The sequence below is a fragment of the Methanosarcina sp. DH2 genome (assembly GCF_020804225.1).
In the GTDB taxonomy this organism is placed as follows: Archaea; Halobacteriota; Methanosarcinia; order Methanosarcinales; family Methanosarcinaceae; genus Methanosarcina.
Genome location: NZ_WJBI01000005.1, coordinates 250,768 through 272,212, shown reverse-complemented (window position 1 = coordinate 272,212; position 21,445 = coordinate 250,768). Strand labels below are relative to the sequence as shown.

At 40.5% G+C, this 21,445-nt stretch carries 16 protein-coding genes and 2 pseudogenes; 11 read left to right on the top strand and 7 right to left on the bottom strand.

Annotated elements, in window-relative coordinates; translation table 11 throughout:
* A pseudogene (locus FXV91_RS10015) lies at positions 1 to 123 on the bottom strand (IS701 family transposase); the annotation flags it as partial.
* 243 nt (positions 124 to 366) lie between these two features.
* Between FXV91_RS10015 and FXV91_RS10010 the strand changes: the two are divergent.
* On the top strand, positions 367 to 915 hold the full coding sequence (locus FXV91_RS10010; protein ID WP_229390438.1) for an undecaprenyl-diphosphatase: 549 nt from the start codon (positions 367 to 369) through the stop codon (positions 913 to 915).
* A gap of 63 nt (positions 916 to 978) precedes the next feature.
* Here the strand turns inward: FXV91_RS10010 and FXV91_RS10005 are convergent, their stop codons facing one another.
* On the bottom strand, positions 979 to 1,281 hold the full coding sequence (locus FXV91_RS10005; RefSeq protein WP_229390437.1) for a hypothetical protein: 303 nt from the start codon (positions 1,279 to 1,281) through the stop codon (positions 979 to 981).
* A 1,520-nt stretch (positions 1,282 to 2,801) separates the two neighbouring features.
* Between FXV91_RS10005 and FXV91_RS10000 the strand changes: the two genes are divergently transcribed.
* From FXV91_RS10000 to FXV91_RS09960, 9 genes and pseudogenes are all read left to right on the top strand, one after another.
* Positions 2,802 to 3,416, top strand: a complete 615-nt coding sequence (locus FXV91_RS10000) for a cohesin domain-containing protein (protein WP_229390436.1) — start codon at positions 2,802 to 2,804, stop codon at positions 3,414 to 3,416.
* Between the two features lie 5 nt (positions 3,417 to 3,421).
* Complete coding sequence (locus FXV91_RS09995) at positions 3,422 to 4,753, top strand: ABC transporter substrate-binding protein (RefSeq protein WP_229390447.1); 1,332 nt, start codon at positions 3,422 to 3,424, stop codon at positions 4,751 to 4,753.
* 6 nt (positions 4,754 to 4,759) lie between these two features.
* Positions 4,760 to 5,557, top strand: coding sequence for a DUF4198 domain-containing protein (locus tag FXV91_RS09990; protein WP_229390435.1), 798 nt, complete (start codon positions 4,760 to 4,762; stop codon positions 5,555 to 5,557).
* A complete protein-coding gene (locus FXV91_RS09985) occupies positions 5,548 to 6,207 on the top strand; it encodes a class I SAM-dependent methyltransferase (RefSeq protein ID WP_229390434.1) in 660 nt (219 codons plus the stop codon). The genes FXV91_RS09990 and FXV91_RS09985 overlap by 10 nt, the downstream gene beginning before the upstream one ends.
* 27 nt (positions 6,208 to 6,234) lie before the next feature.
* Complete coding sequence (locus tag FXV91_RS09980; RefSeq protein WP_229390433.1) at positions 6,235 to 7,173, top strand: nucleoside recognition domain-containing protein; 939 nt, start codon at positions 6,235 to 6,237, stop codon at positions 7,171 to 7,173.
* Between the two features lie 103 nt (positions 7,174 to 7,276).
* Positions 7,277 to 8,332, top strand: coding sequence for an iron ABC transporter permease (locus tag FXV91_RS09975; RefSeq protein ID WP_229390432.1), 1,056 nt, complete (start codon positions 7,277 to 7,279; stop codon positions 8,330 to 8,332).
* Entirely contained in the window at positions 8,329 to 9,102 is a 774-nt protein-coding gene (locus FXV91_RS09970) for an ABC transporter ATP-binding protein (RefSeq protein ID WP_345945495.1), read from the top strand. The genes FXV91_RS09975 and FXV91_RS09970 overlap by 4 nt, the downstream gene beginning before the upstream one ends.
* 323 nt (positions 9,103 to 9,425) lie before the next feature.
* Positions 9,426 to 9,815 carry a VOC family protein gene (locus FXV91_RS09965; protein ID WP_229390431.1) on the top strand — a complete coding sequence of 130 codons (390 nt, stop codon included), beginning with the start codon at positions 9,426 to 9,428 and terminating at the stop codon, positions 9,813 to 9,815.
* A gap of 338 nt (positions 9,816 to 10,153) precedes the next feature.
* A pseudogene (locus FXV91_RS09960) lies at positions 10,154 to 10,525 on the top strand (VOC family protein); the annotation flags it as partial.
* 102 nt (positions 10,526 to 10,627) lie between these two features.
* On the opposite strand, the gene FXV91_RS09955 reads toward FXV91_RS09960, so the two are convergent.
* On the bottom strand, positions 10,628 to 11,962 hold the full coding sequence (locus FXV91_RS09955; RefSeq protein WP_229390430.1) for an MATE family efflux transporter: 1,335 nt from the start codon (positions 11,960 to 11,962) through the stop codon (positions 10,628 to 10,630).
* A 298-nt stretch (positions 11,963 to 12,260) separates the two neighbouring features.
* Between FXV91_RS09955 and FXV91_RS09950 the strand changes: the two genes are divergently transcribed.
* The gene (locus FXV91_RS09950) at positions 12,261 to 13,181 is read left to right on the top strand and encodes a carbohydrate kinase (protein WP_229390429.1); all 921 of its coding nucleotides are present in this window, start codon (positions 12,261 to 12,263) and stop codon (positions 13,179 to 13,181) included.
* A 650-nt stretch (positions 13,182 to 13,831) separates the two neighbouring features.
* Here FXV91_RS09950 and FXV91_RS09945 read toward each other — a convergent pair.
* The 4 genes from FXV91_RS09945 to FXV91_RS09930 all read right to left on the bottom strand — a co-directional run bounded on the left by FXV91_RS09945 (position 13,832) and on the right by FXV91_RS09930 (position 21,382).
* Complete coding sequence (locus FXV91_RS09945) at positions 13,832 to 15,865, bottom strand: HEAT repeat domain-containing protein (protein ID WP_229390428.1); 2,034 nt, start codon at positions 15,863 to 15,865, stop codon at positions 13,832 to 13,834.
* A 242-nt stretch (positions 15,866 to 16,107) separates the two neighbouring features.
* Positions 16,108 to 18,681 carry a HEAT repeat domain-containing protein gene (locus FXV91_RS09940; protein ID WP_229390427.1) on the bottom strand — a complete coding sequence of 858 codons (2,574 nt, stop codon included), beginning with the start codon at positions 18,679 to 18,681 and terminating at the stop codon, positions 16,108 to 16,110.
* Between the two features lie 536 nt (positions 18,682 to 19,217).
* Positions 19,218 to 20,444 carry a CRISPR-associated endonuclease Cas1 gene (gene cas1 / locus FXV91_RS09935; RefSeq protein ID WP_229390426.1) on the bottom strand — a complete coding sequence of 409 codons (1,227 nt, stop codon included), beginning with the start codon at positions 20,442 to 20,444 and terminating at the stop codon, positions 19,218 to 19,220.
* Complete coding sequence (locus FXV91_RS09930; protein ID WP_229390425.1) at positions 20,441 to 21,382, bottom strand: hypothetical protein; 942 nt, start codon at positions 21,380 to 21,382, stop codon at positions 20,441 to 20,443. Before FXV91_RS09930 ends, cas1 begins: the two co-directional genes overlap by 4 nt.
* Positions 21,383 to 21,445: the final 63 nt, after the last annotated feature.

Genomic DNA, 21,445 nt, shown 5'->3' with positions numbered 1-21,445 from the left:
GTCATGAGCTGGATKATTAGAATCTAAATAACTGCACTTAGAAGCTTCGGTACAGCTAAATACGCGAGAAGAAGCGATAAGAAAGTTGATGTAATCAAGATCAGTGCATTTAGGAGGATTTATTTAATTCAACCCAGAGATTTTTTTTTTTTTGATTATATTTATACCAATATATTAAAAAAAGTATTTTAATGTAACTTATGAAAATGTGCTTCAACCGCGTAAGTCCTAAATAATCAAGCATGCAAGTGGGGACGACCAAAAGTCAATTAATGGTATAAAATAATGTAAGTCAAGTTTGTATGCTTAAAAGTGAGCTTTATGATAACGGACCCGAATCTTGCACTATTTAATATCATCAATGATATGGCTGGAAAGAACACTGCTCTTGACACCACGATGGTATTCGCAGCGCAGTATCTCATTTATGTTTTCGCTGCTTATCTTGCATATACATGGCTTGCAAAAAATGAATATCGACAGGAGGCACTGTTTGCCGGATACGCATCAATTCTTGGCCTGGGAATAAATTTCATCATTACCCAATTCTATTTCCACCCGAGGCCTTTTATGGTTCCTACAGGGACACTCCTTATAACGCATGCCGCAGAGTCTTCTTTTCCTTCTGACCATGCTACTGTAATGTTTTCTGTTTCACTGATGCTCCTGACATTTATATCTTTGAGGCGCAGTGGCGCGATATTTTTCATGCTTGCGTTAATCAGCGGGCTTGCGAGAGTTTATTCCGGGCTGCATTTTCCAATGGATATAGCGGGTTCCCTGCTTGTTGCATCGCTTTCCATCGTTATACTGCTCGCCCTGAAAAATTATTTAACTCCCATTAATCGCATATTCATTGCTTATTTTGAAATTATTGAGAAGAAACTCACAAAAAGCGACTTAAAAACATCGTAACAGTGTTCGAATAAGCTTTTCCGGCAAAACATTTTTTTGGGGATTTTATCATTTCATGAATTTTTAGCTATCTCTGTAAGAGAAGTAAGAGGATTTCTTTTTTCTCTTCAGAACCGGATGTGCCATAAAATTTATAGAGTCGGAAAACAAAAAAAGTAAAATTTTGCCGGCTGAGATATCTTCTGGACAACCACAGAGACTGCTCAATTTTTCCATATGCTGTGCGGCGAATTTTTTATAGGCGCCGGCTTCCATTACCGGGAAGACTTCAACATGGCACAAATCGGTAAATGGGAAATTATATGCCATATAGTCTTCAATGGTCTCCACGTCATAGAGTGATGGCACGTCCTCCTCCGGAATCAAACCACTGGTTAATGACTTTCAACCCTTTATGACTTTCAACCCTTTTGGAAACTCCATGCTTTCTACCAGTTCCCATCGTTTAAACAACTCCACACCCTGTCCAGGATCAAATGTTGTTATGTCCAACAACAGCATATTTTCTATTCCCCTATTGATTTTTATATAATTTAGCCCGGATTTTATGGCTAATACGATATAAGAAGTCGAAACTAGATATGTTTCATAAGGAAAACAGAATTTTTTTAGATGAGAAAAATAATGTCAGGCCTGAGAAAGTTTTAAATCTTATTTTTTATTTTTTGATTGTTTTGGCGATCTTGGGCAATCGTATTAACCTGCGACGCCAACCAGAGTTTTCGTTTAAAAAGTTGAATCCAACTTCCTTTTGATCATAAACTGCAAAAAATCTCAACCAGCCAGTGAAATGGTGAATACCTTCATTTGAGGACGATAGTTGATCTGGGAGGCCTTCTTAAAACAAACAATATGGACCGTCTCATTCTCAATGACCTTCTCTGTGCTTCTTACATTCAATATCATACGCGGCGGAATAATTTTGAAATCCTCCGAGAGAGAAAGAGTGAATTTTGAAACAATGATGATGTCAAGATATTATGATGAGCAGTAATATATCAGAAGGTATATGAAAAGAGCTATTGAAAGAGAATGGCGAAGGCAAATTGGGATAAACCGGTGTTGAAGATATGGAACTTTTCATCGAATACATAGACCTGTTTTTAGCTGAAAAAGGATTAAAACCTCTTTTTTGTTGTTTACTCAAAAACTTTCAAAACCCCGAATCCGACCTGATAGAATATTATCGGTTATTATCGGTCATTATCGGTTCATCGAGCTGACGGGAAGAAATGAAGAATCAAATATTTTATCGGCAGCTGCTAGATCAATTTCTATTTTTTTCCTAGCTCGAGACCACTTTGAGAACTAGCCGATTAAACCTGATCAATTCGTTTCTTTGGAGGCTTCTAAGTATCATTTTTGCAAAAGATACTTATCAGTTTCTGGTTCTTTGGAGCTCCCTCTTATTTATAAGTTTTTATTAGATTTCATTTGATTCTGGATTTTTCTTAGCATAAAAAGCATTGACTCTCGTTTTTGCACAATGTCTCCCTGTTTAATAAATTAGGTAATAAGAGGTGAAAGAAATTAGCTAACTCGTATTACTTAAAATTAGTTTAATATAAATATAGGACTAAATAGGAAACTTAATATCTTACATAAATAATACTTTTTTTCAAATTAGTAATAAAGAATGAACTCAAAAGTTTTTACCACTTTGTGGAAGAACACAGGAAAAGAGCAGCTTTCTCTGCCTGTATTTCCAGCGAGCCTTAATGGCATTAAATTCACTAGCCGTGCTGGATGTCGCGCTTTGCTGGGTGTAGCAGTACTTTCAGTGAATTTGCTGCTCCTGCATACAAAATAATGGCATCTGTTATCCAGTTGCGATGTCCTGACTGGTATTGAAACAGTTGTTTTATAAGAATTCAAAGGGTGATCGGATGAAAAAAAAACTGTGGAAGGGGTTGGAAAGAAGTGCTTTTTTCGGGATCTGCTTTGCTGCATTGATTGCGGCATTTGCAGCAGTCCCGGTTCAGGCGCAGCAAGCAACGGTCAGTATAGATACTCCAGAAATAGTGGAGGGAAGCACGGTTTATGCTACTGTAAATATCGATAGTGTTGAGAACCTTGATGCGGGGCAGTTTGTTCTCGTCTTCAACCCGGATGTCCTGAAAATTGTCGGTGTTGAAAACGGGAGTATCGGGGAGGCAGAAGTACCGGTGCAGTGGCGTTCGGTTGATAACGGCAAGGTCAGAGTGATTTTTAATCTGGAAGGAGTAACCGGGGTAAGCGGTTCCGGACAGCTTGCCAGCGTCGGTCTTGAAGTTATTGGCGGTGGGAAAGGCGATCTTCGTATTTCCAACGGCCTGCTCGGAGATACAGAAGCTCATAGTATCGATACGGACTGGGGAGTTCCCGAAGCCAGTGATATTGATGCAGACATGAGAGACATCGAAGCAGAAAATACGCAGAAAACCGCATCCGGGTTTGAGGCAGTGCTTACTCTGATCGGTTTGACCACGGCTATGTATCTGACCAGGAGTAAACAGATGTGAATGGCATGAAAACAAAAGTCATGGTTGGAATAATCGTCGGCTTACTGCTGCTAACGTTGCTGACATCACCTGTTACAGCATCAAGTTCTGCGAACGCCTCTGATACTGCGAATTTGTCTGATTCAGCTGTGGTATCGGATTCTGCAGCTGCACCGGATTTTGTAGCTACATCAGATATCACACTCAACATCCTCGGAAATGCGAATGGAGACAGAACCATAGATATGAAAGATGTGGAGTACACAGAAAGCATCATTCTGGGCTCAGGCAGTCAGACAGAGTTTGCAGATGCAACAGGCGATAGCAGCATCGATATGCTTGATGTAACCAGAATAGAGCTTATCAATCTTGGAAAAGCGAAAGAGCTTACTCTTGTTGATGGAGCTGGCAGGCAGGTAAACGTGACTCTGCCGGTAAAAAACATCATTCCCACGGATTACCGCACTACAGAAACCCTTCTTGCTCTCGGAACAGGAGATATGATCGTAGGGGTTGATCGAGCTTTCCATGAGCGTATGGCTGAGTTTGGGCTCCTGGATCTCCCTGAGGTTTCAATGCACGGCCAATCGGTTGATTATGAAATGGTGCTGACTCTCGAGCCCGATATAGTCCTCCTGCCTCTCTCGCGGGCAGAAAATGCCGACGATATAGCCAGAAATCTTCCCAATACGGCTGTGGTTGTAATGGGCCTAGCTTCCCAGAAAAGCATAGATTCTGACTTAACAACCATGGGTTTTGTTCTGGGAAAAGAAAAAGAGGCTAACGAACTCCTCAGCTGGATGCAGGACTATGAGGAGCTCGTAAAAGAACGCACCAGTGACCTGACTGCCGACGAGATGCCGACTTTCTATTATGAGTACATGTCAGGGAGCGAGGAAAAGTGGTGGGTGATAACCCCGGACGATCCCAGTGCAGGCCAGGTGGCTGAAGAGACTGGAGGGCTCAATATCGCTACTGGATTAGCCGGGACCTCCATTGAAGTAGATCCCGAGTGGGTGATCGAGAAAAACCCTGACTTCATGTTTGCGGATTTAATGAAAGGCTTTGACAGTGGCCCTGGAAAAACGGAAGAAGATATGGAAAATCTGCTGACAGAAGTCCTTTCAGACAGGCCGGGCTTCGAGAAGGTCAATGCTGTGAAAAATAACAACGTCTACCTGGTCGACAGGGATATTATCGGCGGGCCCAGGTGGGTAATAGGGCATATTTATTTTGCCAAAAGTATGCACCCTGAGCTTTTTGAAGATATTGACCCGGCAGAAATCCACAAAGAGTACCTCAAAAAATTCCATAATCTCGAGGTCGCCGGAACCTGGGCATATCCTCTTCCGGAGTGAGGGACTATGTCGCAAAAAGCTTCCCGAAAAGAATCCTTTCCTCCATTTTTTCTTGAGGATATTCCCGATATCGTACGTGGGCATGAGATCTGGGTTGAACACGGCATGCAGAATGTTTCTCCCGGAGATCCTGTGGTGTGTGACCTTTGTTTCGGGCACAATATGAAAAGTGACAAAGCGGTTCAGGTCGAAAAAGTGACTCCCGCTATCTCTGGCACCTGGGGAGAAAATCATGAAGTTGAGGTCAGTACCGCAGAGGATCACTTATTGATGCAATTCATACCGGCTTTTGCAGGATACCACACCATTGGAGTAGAATACGATGGCGGAATCCTCAATTTGCCCCATCCCGGACTGGAGGGGCCGAAGTATTACCAGCAATATACGAAGACCATCCTTCCGGTAGGGGACTGTCAGGTAGGGAATTGTCAGATCGTAAATTGTCAGGCAGGAGGAAATTGTCAGGCAGAATATGATCCGACAGTCGGGCACGAACTGGAAATAATTCCGCTGGGCTACAGACAGTATAAGGTCGGAGAACATATCCTGCTGAAAATATTGTATGACGGGCATGGACTGCCGGATATAATTGTATATGGAATACATGCCGGCAATCGGGAGAATCCTATTGAAGTAACAACCGACCAGGAAGGCATGGTTGACATTGAACTGGAAAAAGGTGGGAAGTGGATGTTCAAGGTCGGATATAGGGACCCTGAAAAAGGCGTGAAGGACCTTTATGACAAAAAAGTAATGACTGCAACTTTTACAATTATGGACGTAGGTGAGAACGTATGGAAGTAAAACCGCAAGAAGCAAAACCGCAAATGGAAGTAAAACCGCAAATAAGGGAATGGTGGAACACTGCAGAACATGATTACGATGCCATTGCAGCACATGGAGTGCATTCTGAAGAAGAAAGGGAACTCTGGACAGAAGTGATCACTCAGCTCCTGGGAACCGACCGGAAACTGAAAGTGCTGGATATGGGAACAGGTACCGGCTTTTTAGCGCTGCTGCTGGCTGAGATGGGCTATGATGTAACAGGCGCGGACTGGGCACGGAGTAAACTGGAAAGGGCACAGGAGAAGATGGAAAAAACTGGAAATTTTGTAAATTTTGTTGTGGAGGATGCAGAAAATCTCTCGTTTGAGGCTGAGCAGTTCGATGCGGTTGTCAGCAGACACCTGATCTGGACCCTGGCAAACCCGGACTCGGCATTTAAAGAATGGGCGAGAGTGACAAAGCCCGGAGGCAAAGTCCTTACCGATATCCCTGTCAAGCGTTCTCATCCCGGAAACCATCACTTTGGGGAAGAAATCGGAAAAGAATTGCCTTTTTACAATGGGGCTGACCCGGGAGAGGTTATCAGTATGTTTGAAGCTGCAGGGCTTGTGAACGTGTCTGTAAGAATGTTCAATAAAATGATGCTGGTGGAAGGAAAAAAATTATAAGCCACGGTAATAGCCACGGCAATAGCCATGATAATTGTTTCGGTAGTCCGTGCAGTTGAACTCTGGATATCTGTCTTCCCTTTCACGGTCGCTGGTATACTGTTAGCGAGCATCGCAGTTGAGTTCGGTATATTTGACCGATTGTTCCCGGTGGTGAAACCGATATTGCACAGCGCGCATTTCACTCCCCATTCGGGAATTGTGTTTATAACCGCTTTTGGTTCGCCAATCGCAGCAGTAGCGATGCTCTCGGAATTTTACGGTGAAGGTAAGATAGACCAGAAAGAAACTTTGCTGGCAACCGTTGCAACCTGGTTCCCCCAAACTATCTACGAAAGCCTTGTTTATATCTCCCCTACAATCATACCTGTCCTGGGGGTAGTGGGCATTGCCTATCTCTCTTTATTCTTATTGAACGGCACGATAGTAGCTCTGCTTGTTTTTATTGCCGGCAGGGCGCTTTTGACCCGGAAAGATTGTACAGACTGTGCATCTGCTCCTGAAACCGAGGGCAAGAAACTGGTTGTAAGGACCGCTCTCAAACGAAGTGTGCTCAATTCGGTGAAGCTTTTAAAACGAGTTGTACTCGTAGCGTTTCCTGTGAGCATTCTCGTTTTTGTTCTCATTGATCTGGGAGCATTTGATGCTCTCTCTCAATATCTTGGCTGGATGCCGCTGCCTCCAGAGGCTCTGGCAATTATTCCGCTTGTAGTTGCCAATCCCACGGCTGCATACATCACGATTGCTGATTTAATAGAAACAGAGGTTCTGGATTTCAAGTTAGCGTTGTTAACCTTACTTACGGGAAATCTCCTGGTCAGTACCCGGTATATCCTTACACACAGGCTCCCTTATTATTCCGGGATTTTCGGGCCTGTGCTGAGCCTCAAAATAATCTCGGTAAGTGCATGTTTGAGGCTGGGGTTGACCGTCTTAATGATTCTTACTCTGGTGCTGGCTTTATGATAGATTGTTCCGTCATCAGGCCACTTCCTGTACTTACCAAATAAAAATACAATAAATTGCCTGTTGCACTGGATGTGTATCCTTGGAAACAAAACAGCATACCTTGACCAAAGAAGAAGTTAAAATACAATATAATAAGTTCATTGGAAGAAAAATACTCCTTATTTTCTTCCTTTTAGCTTCAATAATCCTCGTATCAGGCATATCTGCCTCTTTAGGATCTGCAAATCTCTCTATCTGGGAGACTTATTCTTCAATACTGAACAGGTTATTTCCAGCTTACTTTGAACCTGGCTGGCTTGCAGATGTATGCATATGGAACCTCAGGCTTCCCCGTATATCTATGGGGATTGTTGCAGGTTTCGGGCTTGGGGTTGCCGGCTGCGTAATGCAGGCATTACTCAAGAACCCTCTTGCAAGTCCCTATACGCTTGGCATATCCTCGGGCGCCGGTTTCGGGGCGTCCCTTGCAATCCTTACAGGTGCGGGTATCATCGGGGGAGATTATCTTGTAATAGGCAACGCATTCATATTCGCCCTCTTATGTTCTTTTATAATCCTGGGGTTATCAAACCGAAAAGGTGCAACTCCTGAAACCATGATTCTGGCTGGCATTGCGATGATGTATCTGTTTGCTGCAATGACAACGATCCTTCAATACTTTGGCGAAGCGGAAGCCGTAAAAGAAGCAGTTTTCTGGACAGTTGGCGACCTTGATAGAGCCTCCTGGCCCAGGGTTACCATTATAACCGGAGCACTTGTATGCTGCTTTCCCCTGCTCATGTTTAAGTCGCTGGACCTCAATCTAATGGCTGCAGGAGACGAAACCGCAGCAAGCCTGGGTGTGAATGTCAAACGTACCCGGATAATTCTGATGGCAGTTACAACTCTGCTGGTTGCATGCATTGTGTGTTTTACGGGAACAATCGGCTTTATAGGCCTGGTTGCTCCGCACCTCACTCGCATTGTTATAGGAGGCGATAACAGGTTTGTTCTTCCCGTATCCGGCCTTTTCGGCACATTGCTGTTGATTAGCGCAGACCTTGTAGCAAGAAGAGTTCTGGCTCCAATAATTCTTCCTGTCGGAGCGATAACCGTCTTTATGGGAGCTCCGCTTTTCCTGTATATGATTATGAAACGAAAGAGGGAATACTGGTGAAACTGAAGGTAAACAACATTGAATTTGCTTATAATAGCATACCTGTCCTTGAAAACATATCAATGGAACTGAATAGCGCAGAAGTTCTTGGCATTGTCGGTCCTAATGGTACAGGCAAATCCACCCTGATCCGGTGTATTGACCGGATACTGAATCCTGAAAGAGGAAGCATCCTGCTGGACGATCATAATATCAGTAAAATGACCCGGATGGAAATTGCAAGGAAACTGGGCTATGTACCGCAGAGTATTGCAGGTGTTTTTCCTGCCTCTGTTATCGATACCGTTCTTATGGGCAGACGCCCTTACCTTGGATGGAAGAGCAGTAAGGAAGACCTGGATTATGTACTGGAAGTGCTGGAACTGCTCGGAATGATGGATTTTGCCATGAGAGACATAAACGAAATCAGCGGAGGCCAGCAGCAGAAGGTACTTATCGCACGGGCACTTGCACAGAAGGCAGATATTCTTCTTCTTGACGAGCCAACCAGCAATCTTGACATAAGGCACCAGCTCGAGGTTATGGAAATTATGAAGGGTATTGTGAAGAATAAAGGAATCTCTGCGATCATGGCACTTCATGATTTGAACCTGGCTTCGAGATATGCCGATAGAATGATCATGATGAAGGAGGGCAAAATATTCGCGGCTGGGAATCCTGCTTCAGTCCTTACCGTCGAGAACATAAAACAGGTCTATGGTGTACAGGCCCTGGTGAAAAATGATGTAGAGAGGCCATATATTGTCCCGATAGGACCTGTGACAGGTTAATAAGCTGTTACTTCCATTCAAACTCTCCCGAAATCAAGAATAGAGAAGCGTTTTATCAAAATCTGCATTCTTTCCCATCCCTTTCCTTTCTATCTCTACCTTCCTTCCCATCCTTTCCTTCCTATCTCTACCTTCCTTCCCTTCTCTCAACCCTTTTCTCCACCTCATTTTTTTTCTTTCCTGTGACTAAATCCCCTATATTTTTTACTATTAAAGCAGCCAGCCCAAAGATCAGAAATCCGAAACAGAATAAATACATGTCTAATAAAACCAAAAGTTAATTTTTTATATGAATACCATCTGAACAAATAGGGGTAAGTATCATGCCAAGAGTAATTCATTTCGAGATACATGCAGAAGATGTTGAAAGGGCAAAGAAGTTCTACGAAGATATTTTCGGCTGGAAAATAGAGAAGTGGGGAGGTCCCATGGATTACTGGAGTATAACAACCGGTAAAGAGGGAGAGCCAGGAATCGATGGTGGCTTGATGAAAAGGCAGGGAAAAGAACCTGGAGAAGAGACTGTAATAAAAAGTTATGTTTGCACCATAGATGTCCCGGATATCGACGAGTACCTGAATAAGATAAAACAGCATGGCGGCAAGGTGGCTATGGAAAAAGGTCCCATACCCAGTATAGGCTGGCTTGCATACTGCTTCGACACAGAAAAAAATTTGTTCGGGACAATGCAGCCTGATATGAGCGCCAAATAACCTTTTCTTTATAAATAACCTTTTCTTTATTTATTTTTCTTACTCAACCTTCAACCCCCTATCTCTTATCCCGATCTAGTTTCAATTTCCCAACTCAATTTGCAGCTTTTCTCTTTTCTTTTCCTTCTTCATAAATTTCCTCTACTCTCTACAACAACCCTGCTTGTGAGCGACAAGATGAAAAATTGTCTGAATTTTCCGATTGCCTGATCTCTTTATACTCTATTGAATTGAAAAAACCAAATGTCTAAAAAAAGCAAAGCCTAAATTCATATATAAATACCATCCAAATTATCTAATTATAACAGGAGGTAGTTGTCACGCCAAGAGTAGTTCATTTCGAGATACATGCAGAAGATATTGAAAGGGCAAAGAAGTTCTACGAGGATGTTTTCGGCTGGAAGATAGAGAAGTGGGAAGGTCCCATCGAATACTGGAGCATAACAACCGGTAAACGAGACGAGCCGGGAATCAATGGCGGCTTGATGAGAAGGCAGGTAGGAGAACTGGGAGTAGACAACCCGATAATCGCCTATATCTGCACGATAGACGTCCCGGACATAGATAAATACCTGATTCAGATACAGAAGCACGGCGGCAAAGTGACTATGGAAAAGAGATCCATACCCGGCGTAGGCTGGCTTGCATATTGTCTCGACACTGAAAAAAATATATTCGGGATAATGCAGTCTGACATGAGTGCCAGATAACCTTTCCGTCTTTTTAAATTTCCTGTATCTTTATTTATTTTTCTTACTCAACCTTCAACCCTGGTCTCTTATCCCGATCTAGCTTCAATTTTCCAGCCCGATTTACAGCTTTTCTCTCTTTTTCTCTCTTATCCTGAATTTCCTGTACTCCCTTCCCATCAACCCGGCAGCCAGCACGCACGCCAGAAAATCCGAAATCGGAAACGCAGCCCAGACTCCGTCCAGCCCGTAAAATCTCGGCAGGACCAGAACAAGAGGCAGCAAGAAAAGGAGCTGCCTTGCAAGCGACAGAATGAAGGCTGGTCTGGGTTTTCCAAGAGCTTGAAACACGGTGGTGCCTACAAGCTGGAAACCGATGAAGGGCAGGATAAGTACCACAATCCGCATGGCTTCGGTTCCCACAGATGTGAGTTCGGGGTCAGAGCTGAAGATATGGATTATAGGAGCAGGGAAAAAGAACAAGACCAGAAAACCCGGGAGGGAGAAGAGAGTGCTGACTTTCAGTGCGACTTTGACCGATTCGATTACTCTTGAGAAATGTTTTGCGCCGTAGTTATAGCCTACAATGGGCTGGAGACCAAAAGATATCCCTAGCATGGGCAGGAAGATAAGCAGGAGAAGGCGGTGAATGATCCCGAAGGCTGCAATTGAGACGTCACCTCCGTAAGTTGCAAGGGCATTGTTTACAAAAATCATCATGGTGCTGTTTGAAGCCTCAACGATAAAAGGACCGATGCCTATTGCTATTACTTCTTTTGAGATTGCAGAGCTTGGGATCAGCATCTTCGGTTTGAAAGCGACCGAGCTTTTTCCGGCAAGGAAATAGCGCAGCAGGAAAACCGCGGATGCAAGCTGGGCAAGTATAGTTGCAATGGCAGCTCCCCTGACCCCCATATCAAGCCCGAAGATGAAGATAGGGTCAAGCAGAATGTTCAGGCCAGCCCCCAGGAGCATTCCAAACATTGCATAACGGGCGTTGCCTTCGGCTCTTACAAGGTCTTCGGTTGCAATCCCAAGAGTAAAAACAACCGAACCTGCCATTATGATTTCAAGGTAAGCCTTAGCATATGGCATAATGTTAGGTGTTGCCCCGAAGAGCTTTAGTAAAGGCTCAAGAAAAGCAAGCCCTGTAAGCGAGTAGGCAAGCCCCAGGAAAACTCCCAGGAAAAACACGGTCCCAAGAGCCTTTTCAGCTTTATGTGGCTCTTTTGATCCCAGAGACCTTGAAATAATTGAAGCTCCTCCTACCCCAAGCCCTATCGCAATTCCCATTGCTAGCATATGGATTGGAAAAGCTATTACCAGCCCACCAATTCCGGATACGCTTTCTTCCCCGAGAGCCCTGCCAACGAAGATAGTGTCCACTATGTTGTAAAAGGCGTAAACAAGCATCCCTATAATTGAAGGGGCTGAGAGCCTGAAAAGGAGTTTACCCACTTTTTCAGTGCCAAGAAAGCTGCTGTGTTCGTGTATGTTAATTTTCCCCTGTCTTTAACTTTAACAGGGTTTCCCGTAAGCAAGTAAGGTATAAAGCCGTTTTGTAAGTAAACCAGAATTAGAAGTAAAGGCCCGTAAGCAGAGACGAAACAAGTTTAAGTTGAACAGCTTATGCAGCGTAGGAAAAGAAACTATATAGATGCTGTTCTGGATATTCGGGAATAACGGCGACCAATTAATAGAGGATCGCCAATTAGTAAATTAGAGTGAAAATGAATCAGTAATATGGAGTGGAAAAGTGAAAGGAGAGCAGGCGAAGCCAATTAAAGCCCTGACATTCGGAGAAGCCCTTTTTGATATCATCAAAGGCACAGCCCATTTAGGAGGTGCTCCCCTTAACCTTGCAGCCCACCTTGCGAAATTAGGAGCAAAACCGGCTGTAATCACCGCAGTCGGAAAGGATGAGCTTGGTAAAACTCTCCTTGCCAGAGCTGAAGAAATGGGAGTCGATACCTCATATATTCTGATTGATGAGCACAGGCCTACAGGAACCGTTACTGTCAAACTTAAAGACGAAGGAATCCCTATTTTCATGATAAATGAAGTGGTGGCCTGGGATGCGATTACCCCGGATGAAAGGAAATTTGAGGCTCTTGCAGCTGAGGAATGGGACGTTTTCTGTTTCGGGACCCTTGCCCAGAGGTCGGAAGAAAACAGGAAGACGCTGAAAAGGCTGCTTTCGGAAATAAAGGCAAAACACTTTTTCTACGATGTAAACCTGAGAGCCGGATTCTACAGAAAAGAATGGATCTTATCTTCCCTTGAGCACTGCACAATACTGAAAATGAATGAGGAAGAGGCAGCCCAAATTTCCGGTATGCTTTTTGGCACCACATATGCCTGTAGAACTCTCTGCCGCCTGCTTAGTGACAAATACCCGGGAATATCAGTAATTTGCATAACAAAAGGACCTGAGGGAGCCGCTGTCTATCAGGATGGAGTCTATGAGGAAATAAAAACCACTCCTGTAGAAGTTGCAGATACTGTCGGAGCAGGAGACGCTTTTTCTGCAGGTTTTCTTTATACTTATCTTTCAGGGTACGGAGTTTCAAAAGCCGCTTCAGTTGCCAGCATGCTCGGGACTTATGTAGCATCAAAACCAGGGGCGGTGCCGGAGTATTCTGAAGAACTTATTAAGGAGTTGGAAATTTTAGAGTGAGAGAAGAAATAGTTATGATTACACAATATTGCAAAAATATACAAAATAAACTAACAGACACGAACTCGTTCTTTTCATGCATGTGAGTTTGCTGTAATAAACCTGGGGCTTTGAAGATTCGGCAAGCCTCCTTTCTTGTAAGCCTTACAATCTGACATAGAAGGATTTCGTGGGTTCGAATCTAATCCCTCGCACTAAATTAAGGGGTAATAGGGATCTTGAATTTTTAGTGCGCTACTGATAAATTTCAACGGCACCGTTTTTTTCTGAATTTGCCTTAACCAAAAAACTATGTATTTTCATAAACATGATTTAATAAAAAAATCATTTTTTTGTACGCTGTTTTGTGAGAGTTTTGCATAACCTCTTTTTTAGTTGTTGTTTAACTCAGTTGTTGTTTAACTCAAAAATGCAAGTTAATTCTATATATTTCTTCGAGTAAATATCTCAAATTTTTTAGTATTTTTTTTTGTGTAGTTTATGCACAATCGTTTTTTTAGAAAGTTGCCCTACGTAAAAATCAATGTATTTTTATAACCTCTCTGTAATAAAAAGGTCAAATTTTTGTGGCAAATTAAAATTTTTCTATTAACTGAAAATATACTTCATTTAAATATTTTTGACTTGCTTATCACAATTAATATGAATAGTTATAACATTCTTTTTAGAATGTCATTTCTTTCAATTCTTAGAAGATAATTTTTAAGTTTTTCAGCTAATTTAATTGGTAATTGTGATATTTTTTCGATACTTTTACCCTTAATCTTCTCTAAATCCTCTTTTAATTCAAAATAAGAAATTTCTTGCAAAGGTATTGTAACCACATGTTCAGCACTTAAGCCAGGTAATTGAATTCCCGATGATATAACAAATTCTTCACTAAATCCTGGTTTTGAAAGAATTACTAACTCATCAACTTTTGAATTAACTTCAAGGACTAAATATTCAAGATTGTTTAATTTATCAGTTACCATTTTTAACGCTGGTATTGAACCTATAAAAGTGGAAGTTATTGTGAATAAATTTATAAGATTTTTTTCATTGAGGGCGTTTTCAATTTCATTAAGAATGAATTTATTTTCTGAGACTGGAGGTATAATTAATTTTAGAGCACGGCAAAGATTTTTTGCGCAAAATGTCATTTCTTTCTGACTATCTATTTCCCACTTTTGAACTTCTCTATTAACTGCACATGCGATTTCTTCTGTAGCAGTTCCTTTCGATTCCTCACATACTATCTTTGCTTTTTCTTGGATCTCTTCGAGAAGCTTTTTAAAATTCCTATCCAGTATAGGAAACCCTTTTCTCAGTACTTCTGTCGCGAAAGGAGCTTTTTCATCGGTATTTTTCATTAGTTCTGCAGCACGATCACAGTATTTCCTATAGAAATTAAGCTCACCTTTCATTTTCAACAAGTCAAGATTTCCCAAATTCTGGACTTCTTTTAATGCGTTTGCAAGGTTTTCAACAGCTTCATAAAGCTGTTTCTTGCTCTCTGAATCTCCAATTGCGGCTTTAGCTTCTTCCAGATATCTGTCCACTTCTTCTTTAGCTTCTTGTTTTTTGAAAACAATTGTATGGAATGAGCGATAAAATGGGAGACAGAATTGAGACGGATTTGCCCATTTATCGTAAGATACTTCCTCTACTGCAGTTTCGAAAAATTCTATTGCTATTTCTAACTCTTTTTTATAGTCTTCATCTGTTTCTGCCTGGGAAGCCATAAATATAGAAACTCTTCCAAGAGAATGATTCGAGGATGCTCTCACATAACTTTCTTCATCATTGATCAGTCTATGTAAGTCATTCCATGCTTGTTTTTTATCTGGCACTTGAGAAAACGCAGAACCAATAGCTTCAGCAGCACTAGACCTCACTGAACCGTCTTGATCATCTATCAGTCTATGTAAATCATTCCATGCTTGTTTTTTATCTGGCACTTGAGAAAACACAGAACCAATAGCTTCAGCAGCACTAGACCTCACTGAATCGTCCTCGTTATTGGTAAGTCTAATTAAGTCATCCCATGCTTGTTTTTTATCTGGCACTTGAGAAAAAGCAGAACCAATAGCTTCAGCAGCACTAGACCTCACTGAACCGTCTTGATCATCTATCAGTATATGCAAATCATCCCATGCCTGTTGTTTATCTGGCACGTGGGGATATGCATAACCCAGAACATAGGCAGCACTAGACCTCACAATCCACTTTTCATAAATGGTAAATGCAAATAAATCATTCCATGCCTGTTGTTTATCTGGCATTTGAGAAAAAGCAGAGATAAGAGCAGAGGCAGCACTAAACCTCACCCAATTGGATTGATCCAAGGTCAGTATAAGTAAATCTTCCCATGCCTGTTGTTTATCTGGCACTTGAGAAAACGCAGAACCAATAGCTCTAGCAGCACTAGATTTCACCCAACCGTTTTCATCATCGGTCAGTCTATGTAAATCATTCCATGCTTGTTTTTTATCTGGCACTTGAGAAAAAGCAGAACCAGTAGCTTTAGCAGCACTAGACCTCACTGAACTGTCTTGATCATCTATCAGTATATGTAAATCATCCCATGCCTGCTGTTTATCTGGAATGGAAGAGAAGAAATTCTGTAATTGCTCTAACGCATGTCTACGCACTTTTGGATCTTCGCTATAACACTGATTATGAATCTCCTTTTGATCTATCAACTGCCCAACACCATAAGTTTTAATAAAACTTAAAGCTTAAAACGGTTTCTTTTTGGTTGTTGTTTAACTTGATTGTTGTTTAACTTAGATGTTGTTTAACTTAAAACAAACTTAATTACATATCTACAAGAATTTTAAACCGTTTTATAATTAAAACTGACTTGAGTATCCATTATTTGAGAGTAAATTCGCAGTTTGGAATGAGGTAAGTTCATAATATTAAGATAAAAACAGAAGACTGGTCAAATCCTGTAATTCTTGAGGTCTTTTGTCATGCTACTTATGAGATTTAAAATCTGAGGAGGAATTGGAACTCCCAAAGTTGCCATTGAGACTAACTGAAAAACAAGCTTCACGATTTCTTCAGCGGCATAACCCACAATAATCTCATTTGTAACATCTTTCCCGAATGATTTTATGGGATGCTTGACTTTATCGAGTACTGACCTGATTTTCGAGACATTACTTTTTGATTCTTTCTTTTCTTCCAGGGATGCAAAAGAGTTTTCGATTTCTTCAATTAGTATATTTTCCTTTTTGATTATATTTTCAAGGAAACTATTCAGTGCTTCTTTATCCCCTTTTTCTGTCAATTCAAGAATCTTTTTTGAAAAGGTTTGGATGAGTTCTCCTTCTTTTCCTCCGACCTCCAGAGAAAGAATATCCAGCTTCTCAAGACCTCTATCCAGCTCTTTTTGAATCAAGTCCAATTTGGCTTCAATACTAACCGTTTTATCGTAGATAAGATCCAACTTGAGAAGTTTGTGGTCTAATTCTTGCTCTGAGACTACTTTCATAGTAGGCATCATAGAAATAATAAGAAGCAAATCACTATATTTCTCAGGAGAAATCATTTTGTTGTCTAGTGATTCAATTTTGCGAAAAATAAACTTATTCTCAGGAATTGAAGGGATTTTTATCTTCAGAATAGAAACAATATCTTCTAAGATTCCTATATACTGCTTCTGGTCATCACTTATAATATTTTGAATTTCCTTGTTTATTTCGCATACAATTTCTTCTGCATCTGTATCTTTCGATTCCCTGCATGCGATCTTTGCTTTCTTTTGAATTTCTTCGATAAGCCTTTTTAGATTTCTGTCCAGGATAGGCAGACCTATTTTCATTGCTCTAACCGCAAAAGGTGCTGTTTCTTCGGCATTGTCCATAAGTTCTGCTGCACGATCACAGTATTGTCTATAAAAGTTAAGCTCACTTTTTTGTGCCTCTAAGTCCAGATTTCCAAGACTATGAACTTCTTTTAATGCTTCTGCAAGGTTTTCAACAGCTTCTAAGAGTGTTTCTTTACTTTTTGAGCCTCTAATTGCGTCTTTAGCTTCTTTCAGATATTTGTCCACTTCTTCTTTAGCGTCCTGTTTTTCAAAAATGATTGTATGGAAAGAGCGATAAAAAGGAAGGCAAAATTGAGCTGGATTATAGTGAGTTGCTTCCTTTGCTGCTTTTTCAAAAAACGTGATTGCTGTTTCCAACTCTCTTTCATATTCTTCTTCTTTTTCTGACTTGGAAGCCATGAATATTGAAACTCTCCCAAGGGAATGATTTGCATAGATTCTCACATACATGTCTTGATCATCAGTCAGTCTATGTAAGTCATCCCATGCCTGTTGTTTATCTGGTACTTGAGAAAAAGCAGAACCAAGAGCTTCGGCAGCACTATACCTAACAGATCTATCTATATCACTGGTAAGTCTGTGTAAGTCATTCCATGCCTGTTGTTTATCTAAGACTTGAGAAAAAGCAGAACCAAGAGCAGAGGTAGCTTTATCCCTCACAAAATTGTTTTCGTCACTGGTCAGTCTATGTAAGTCATTCCATGCCTGTTGTTTATCTAAGACTTGAGAAAAAGCAGAACCAAGAGCTTCGGCAGCACTATACCTTACATCACTGTCTTCATCATTGACCAGTCTATGCAAGTCATTCCATGCCTGTTGTTTATCTGACATTTGAGAAAACAAAGAACCAAGAACTTCAGCAGCACTAGACCGCACAGAACGGTCTTCATCATTGGTCAGTTTAATTAAGGTATCCAATGCCTGCTGTTTATCTGGCATATGAGAGAACATAGAATCGAGAACTTCAGCAGCACTAGACCGCACATTACCGTATTCATCATTTGTAAGTCTGTATAAGTCATTCCATGCCTGTTGTTTATCTAAGACTTGAGAAAAAACAGAACCAAGAGCAGAGGTAGCTTTATCCCTCACAAAACTGTTTTCGTCATTGATCAGTCTATGTAAGTCATTCCATGCCTGTTGTTTATCTGGGACTTGAGAAAACAAAGAACCAAGAACTCCAGCAGCACTATACCTCACATCGCTGTCTTCATTACTGGTTAGTTTAACTAAGTCATCCCATACTTGTTGTTTATCTGGCATTTGAGAAAACGTAGAATCGAGAACTTCAGCAGCATAATACCTTACATCACTGTCTTCATCATTGACCAGTCTATGTAAGTCATCCCATGCCTGTTGTTTATCTGGGACTTGAGAAAAAGCAGAACCAAGAGCTTCGGCAGCACTATATCTCACATCACTGTCTTCATCATTGACCAGTCTATGCAAGTCATTCCATGCCTGTTGTTTATCTGGCATTTGAGAAAACAAAGAACCAAGAACTTCAGCAGCACTAGACCGCACATTACTGTCTTCATCATTGGTCAGTCTATGTAAGTCATCCCATGCCTGTTGTTTATCAGGTATTTGATAAAAATCTAAACCAAGATGTCTTAATGCATATATGCGCTTTTTTGGATCATCGTTAAGACATTGATTGTGAATCTTCTCTTGGTCTATCAACTGCCAAACACCATAAGCTCCGATAAATCTTAATGCTTAAAACGGTTTCTTTTTGCTTGTTGTTTAACTTAGTTGTTGTTTAACTCGAGTGTTGTTTAACTTGAATGTTGTTTAACTCAAAGCCTTCAGAATTATTGGTTTTTCTTAATGCATTCGTTCATTTATAGGAAAAAATATTATTTTTTGGATTTAGCCGGTATTCCGCAGATGTACACAGAAGTATAATCTGTTTGCCTATTTGCCCAATATTAAATCTTAGAGGCGAGATGAGTTTTTAAACCATTGCCTTATTGGGAAAATGATTGGCATTTTTGCGGACTTCTGCGGAAAGTGGGATTTAGGAATTCATGAGCAATATTTGTTTAAAAAAGTTCTTAAAATGTTTTTAAAAACAGTTCTTAAAAGTTCTTTGTAAAAAACTAGTTTAAAAAAAAATTGTAAAAAACATTTAGTTTTTTTTCTTTAACCCCAAACTTTAAAACATGCCTCCCAAATTTTAAAACTTAGCCCCAAAATCTTAAAACTTAAAACTTTTCTTAAGCCTTAACCTGGCCCCCCGAAACTAAGTTTTCCCAAGCTTTAACTCTCTCCAAAACATGGTTGTTAAGGGTGAAGGGTTTATCTGACGTGGCATTTTGTTTCATATAATGTAAAGTTCCCTTTGAAAACCCTAGTTTTTTCCAATCAACATAAGAAATGTTAAGGATTTTTTGCCTAATCTCTTGAGAATCAATCCTAAAAACCCCAAATTCAGGATTAACAAAATCAAGTTTTTTGGTTTTTCCTGTTAAATAATGGCTTAACTCTCTAGTTTTTAAGAGTAAGATAGACCCCCAGGTAGTCTGCTTATCTCCATAACCCACACTTTTGCTTAACATGTTAGAAAACTCATTAACTATTTTCTTGGCCCCAGACCCCTTTAACCTTAGATTATAACTGTCGGTTATAATAAAGTCTTTTTTATCCATTGCGTTATTTTCAATCAGGTTAATAACAGCTAAATCAACAAGGAATCTAAAAGGCTCCTGGAGGTCATAGGCTAAGCTGTTCTTGCTAGGATTCATTTCATGTAAAAACCCTACATGAGGATCTAGCCCAACAGTATTTATGGCTCTCAGGCACTCAGACTCAAGCAGAGCATAGCCATAATTGAGCATAGTATTTACCATATCTCCTGAACCCATAGGTCTTCTATATTGATCGATTCTTGAACAAAACTCATACTTCTCTGGAATTGTTTTTGAAAACTCATTCCAGTATCTCCAGGCCAAACCCCCTTCAACTCCCATAATTTCTTTAACGGCTTTGACTTTTTCTAATTTTTTGAGTTCATCTGAAACATCAAAATTAACTTCTGGATACCTTAATTTAAGGTAGTCAAGAACTGCCTGAGATTTATTAAATTTGGCTTCGATGAACTTTTTTGCTATCTCAACCCGTTTTTCCTGGTCTTCGAAAGCGTGGTACTGAGCAAACTTTGTTTTTACATTGGTACTTTCAGGAGGAAGCATTGTTGTCAAAAGCTTACCATTCCAATCTAAGATAGAAATCTGGACATTGTGCTTAATCAGCCATCGAATAGCATCTAAAGTAAGGTTCCCTTTTCTCCCATAAATCACAATGCTGTCAATATCTATCCTTTTTGGAGCAAATACATATTCTTCAGGTTCTTCATCTGGCGAGGATCTACCCTCTTTAATGTGAAGCTTACCCCCATCAACACGCATATCTATGCCATGACCATTGAGAAGAAGCGACCTCATTTTAAGGCCTCATTTAACTTTGTTATTACTTTTGGTAATTTTTTATCTACAGGTAGCGTACTACTAACCGCAGCCTCCCAAGGTAAATCAGAATCTTTGGAATTTCTAGCTTTAGCAAATGCTTGATTTCTAATTTCAACAAGAGTATCGGCTGCTTCTGTGTTTCCTTCTTTTCTCAGGTAAATTTCGAGATCGAAAAGTTCTGTTCTCCCATCCTCAATGACCCTAGCTGTGAACCTGTCCCAATAATCTTCTTTAGTTTCCGATAATCTACCTGCTTCTATATCGGCTTTCAACTGCTTAAGGACAGCCTTATCATTGTAATAACCAAGAAGTCTGATAACGCGGCGTCTTATCATTGTGTATTTTTCATGCTCTTCTGGATATTTGCTCAACAGGTTCCTTAAGTTCTCCAAAAATATTTCTTTATTGTCTGGTTTGTTTCCCTTATTTATGATCTGATGATATAGAATTTCAAGTAGAATATTTATTAAACCATCGTCTTCTTTATCCAAATCTGATACCATGATATTAAGATGACTTGAACTCAAAAATGATGTCATACCGTATTTTGACATGTCTTTTAATGATACTTTTTTATCAATAATTTCCCCTGTTTCATATTTCTTAAAAACATAATTAAGGTGTTTTAATATCTCCCCAGCACTCTTATCAATTATATAAGATGCATTTTCAGCCTCTTTTTTAATTCCATATAGTGCTAGGACATCAGGATCTCTCTCAATTAAGATCAAATTATTCTTACGCATGTTTGCTAGTTTTCGATTAATGCTCGCTTCGCTATATCCTGTGTCATCAGGATGACTCTTCATAAGATACTCTATAAGTCGCTCCCTCCTTTCATAGAGATGCCGTGACAAATAATCAAGAACGGTAGTCTCAAAATCCATGTTGTTTTTCTTCATGTTACCATCCATGTCAAATTATGTTGTATCAAAAGTTTGCATCACTTTTTTCTCAGATACTATTACTTATTTTAA

Bases quoted from the DNA above. Each gene is read 5' to 3' on its own strand.
- FXV91_RS09985 (WP_229390434.1), top strand. From the start codon at position 5,548: ATGGAAGTAAAACCGCAAGAAGCAAAACCGCAAATGGAAGTAAAACCG.
- FXV91_RS10010 (WP_229390438.1), top strand. From the start codon at position 367: ATGGCTGGAAAGAACACTGCTCTTGACACCACGATGGTATTCGCAGCG.
- cas1 (WP_229390426.1), bottom strand. From the start codon at position 20,444: ATGAGGTCGCTTCTTCTCAATGGTCATGGCATAGATATGCGTGTTGAT.
- FXV91_RS10000 (WP_229390436.1), top strand. From the start codon at position 2,802: ATGAAAAAAAAACTGTGGAAGGGGTTGGAAAGAAGTGCTTTTTTCGGG.
- FXV91_RS09980 (WP_229390433.1), top strand. From the start codon at position 6,235: ATGATAATTGTTTCGGTAGTCCGTGCAGTTGAACTCTGGATATCTGTC.
- FXV91_RS09930 (WP_229390425.1), bottom strand. From the start codon at position 21,382: ATGGATGGTAACATGAAGAAAAACAACATGGATTTTGAGACTACCGTT.
- FXV91_RS09990 (WP_229390435.1), top strand. From the start codon at position 4,760: ATGTCGCAAAAAGCTTCCCGAAAAGAATCCTTTCCTCCATTTTTTCTT.
- FXV91_RS09995 (WP_229390447.1), top strand. From the start codon at position 3,422: ATGAAAACAAAAGTCATGGTTGGAATAATCGTCGGCTTACTGCTGCTA.
- FXV91_RS09965 (WP_229390431.1), top strand. From the start codon at position 9,426: ATGCCAAGAGTAATTCATTTCGAGATACATGCAGAAGATGTTGAAAGG.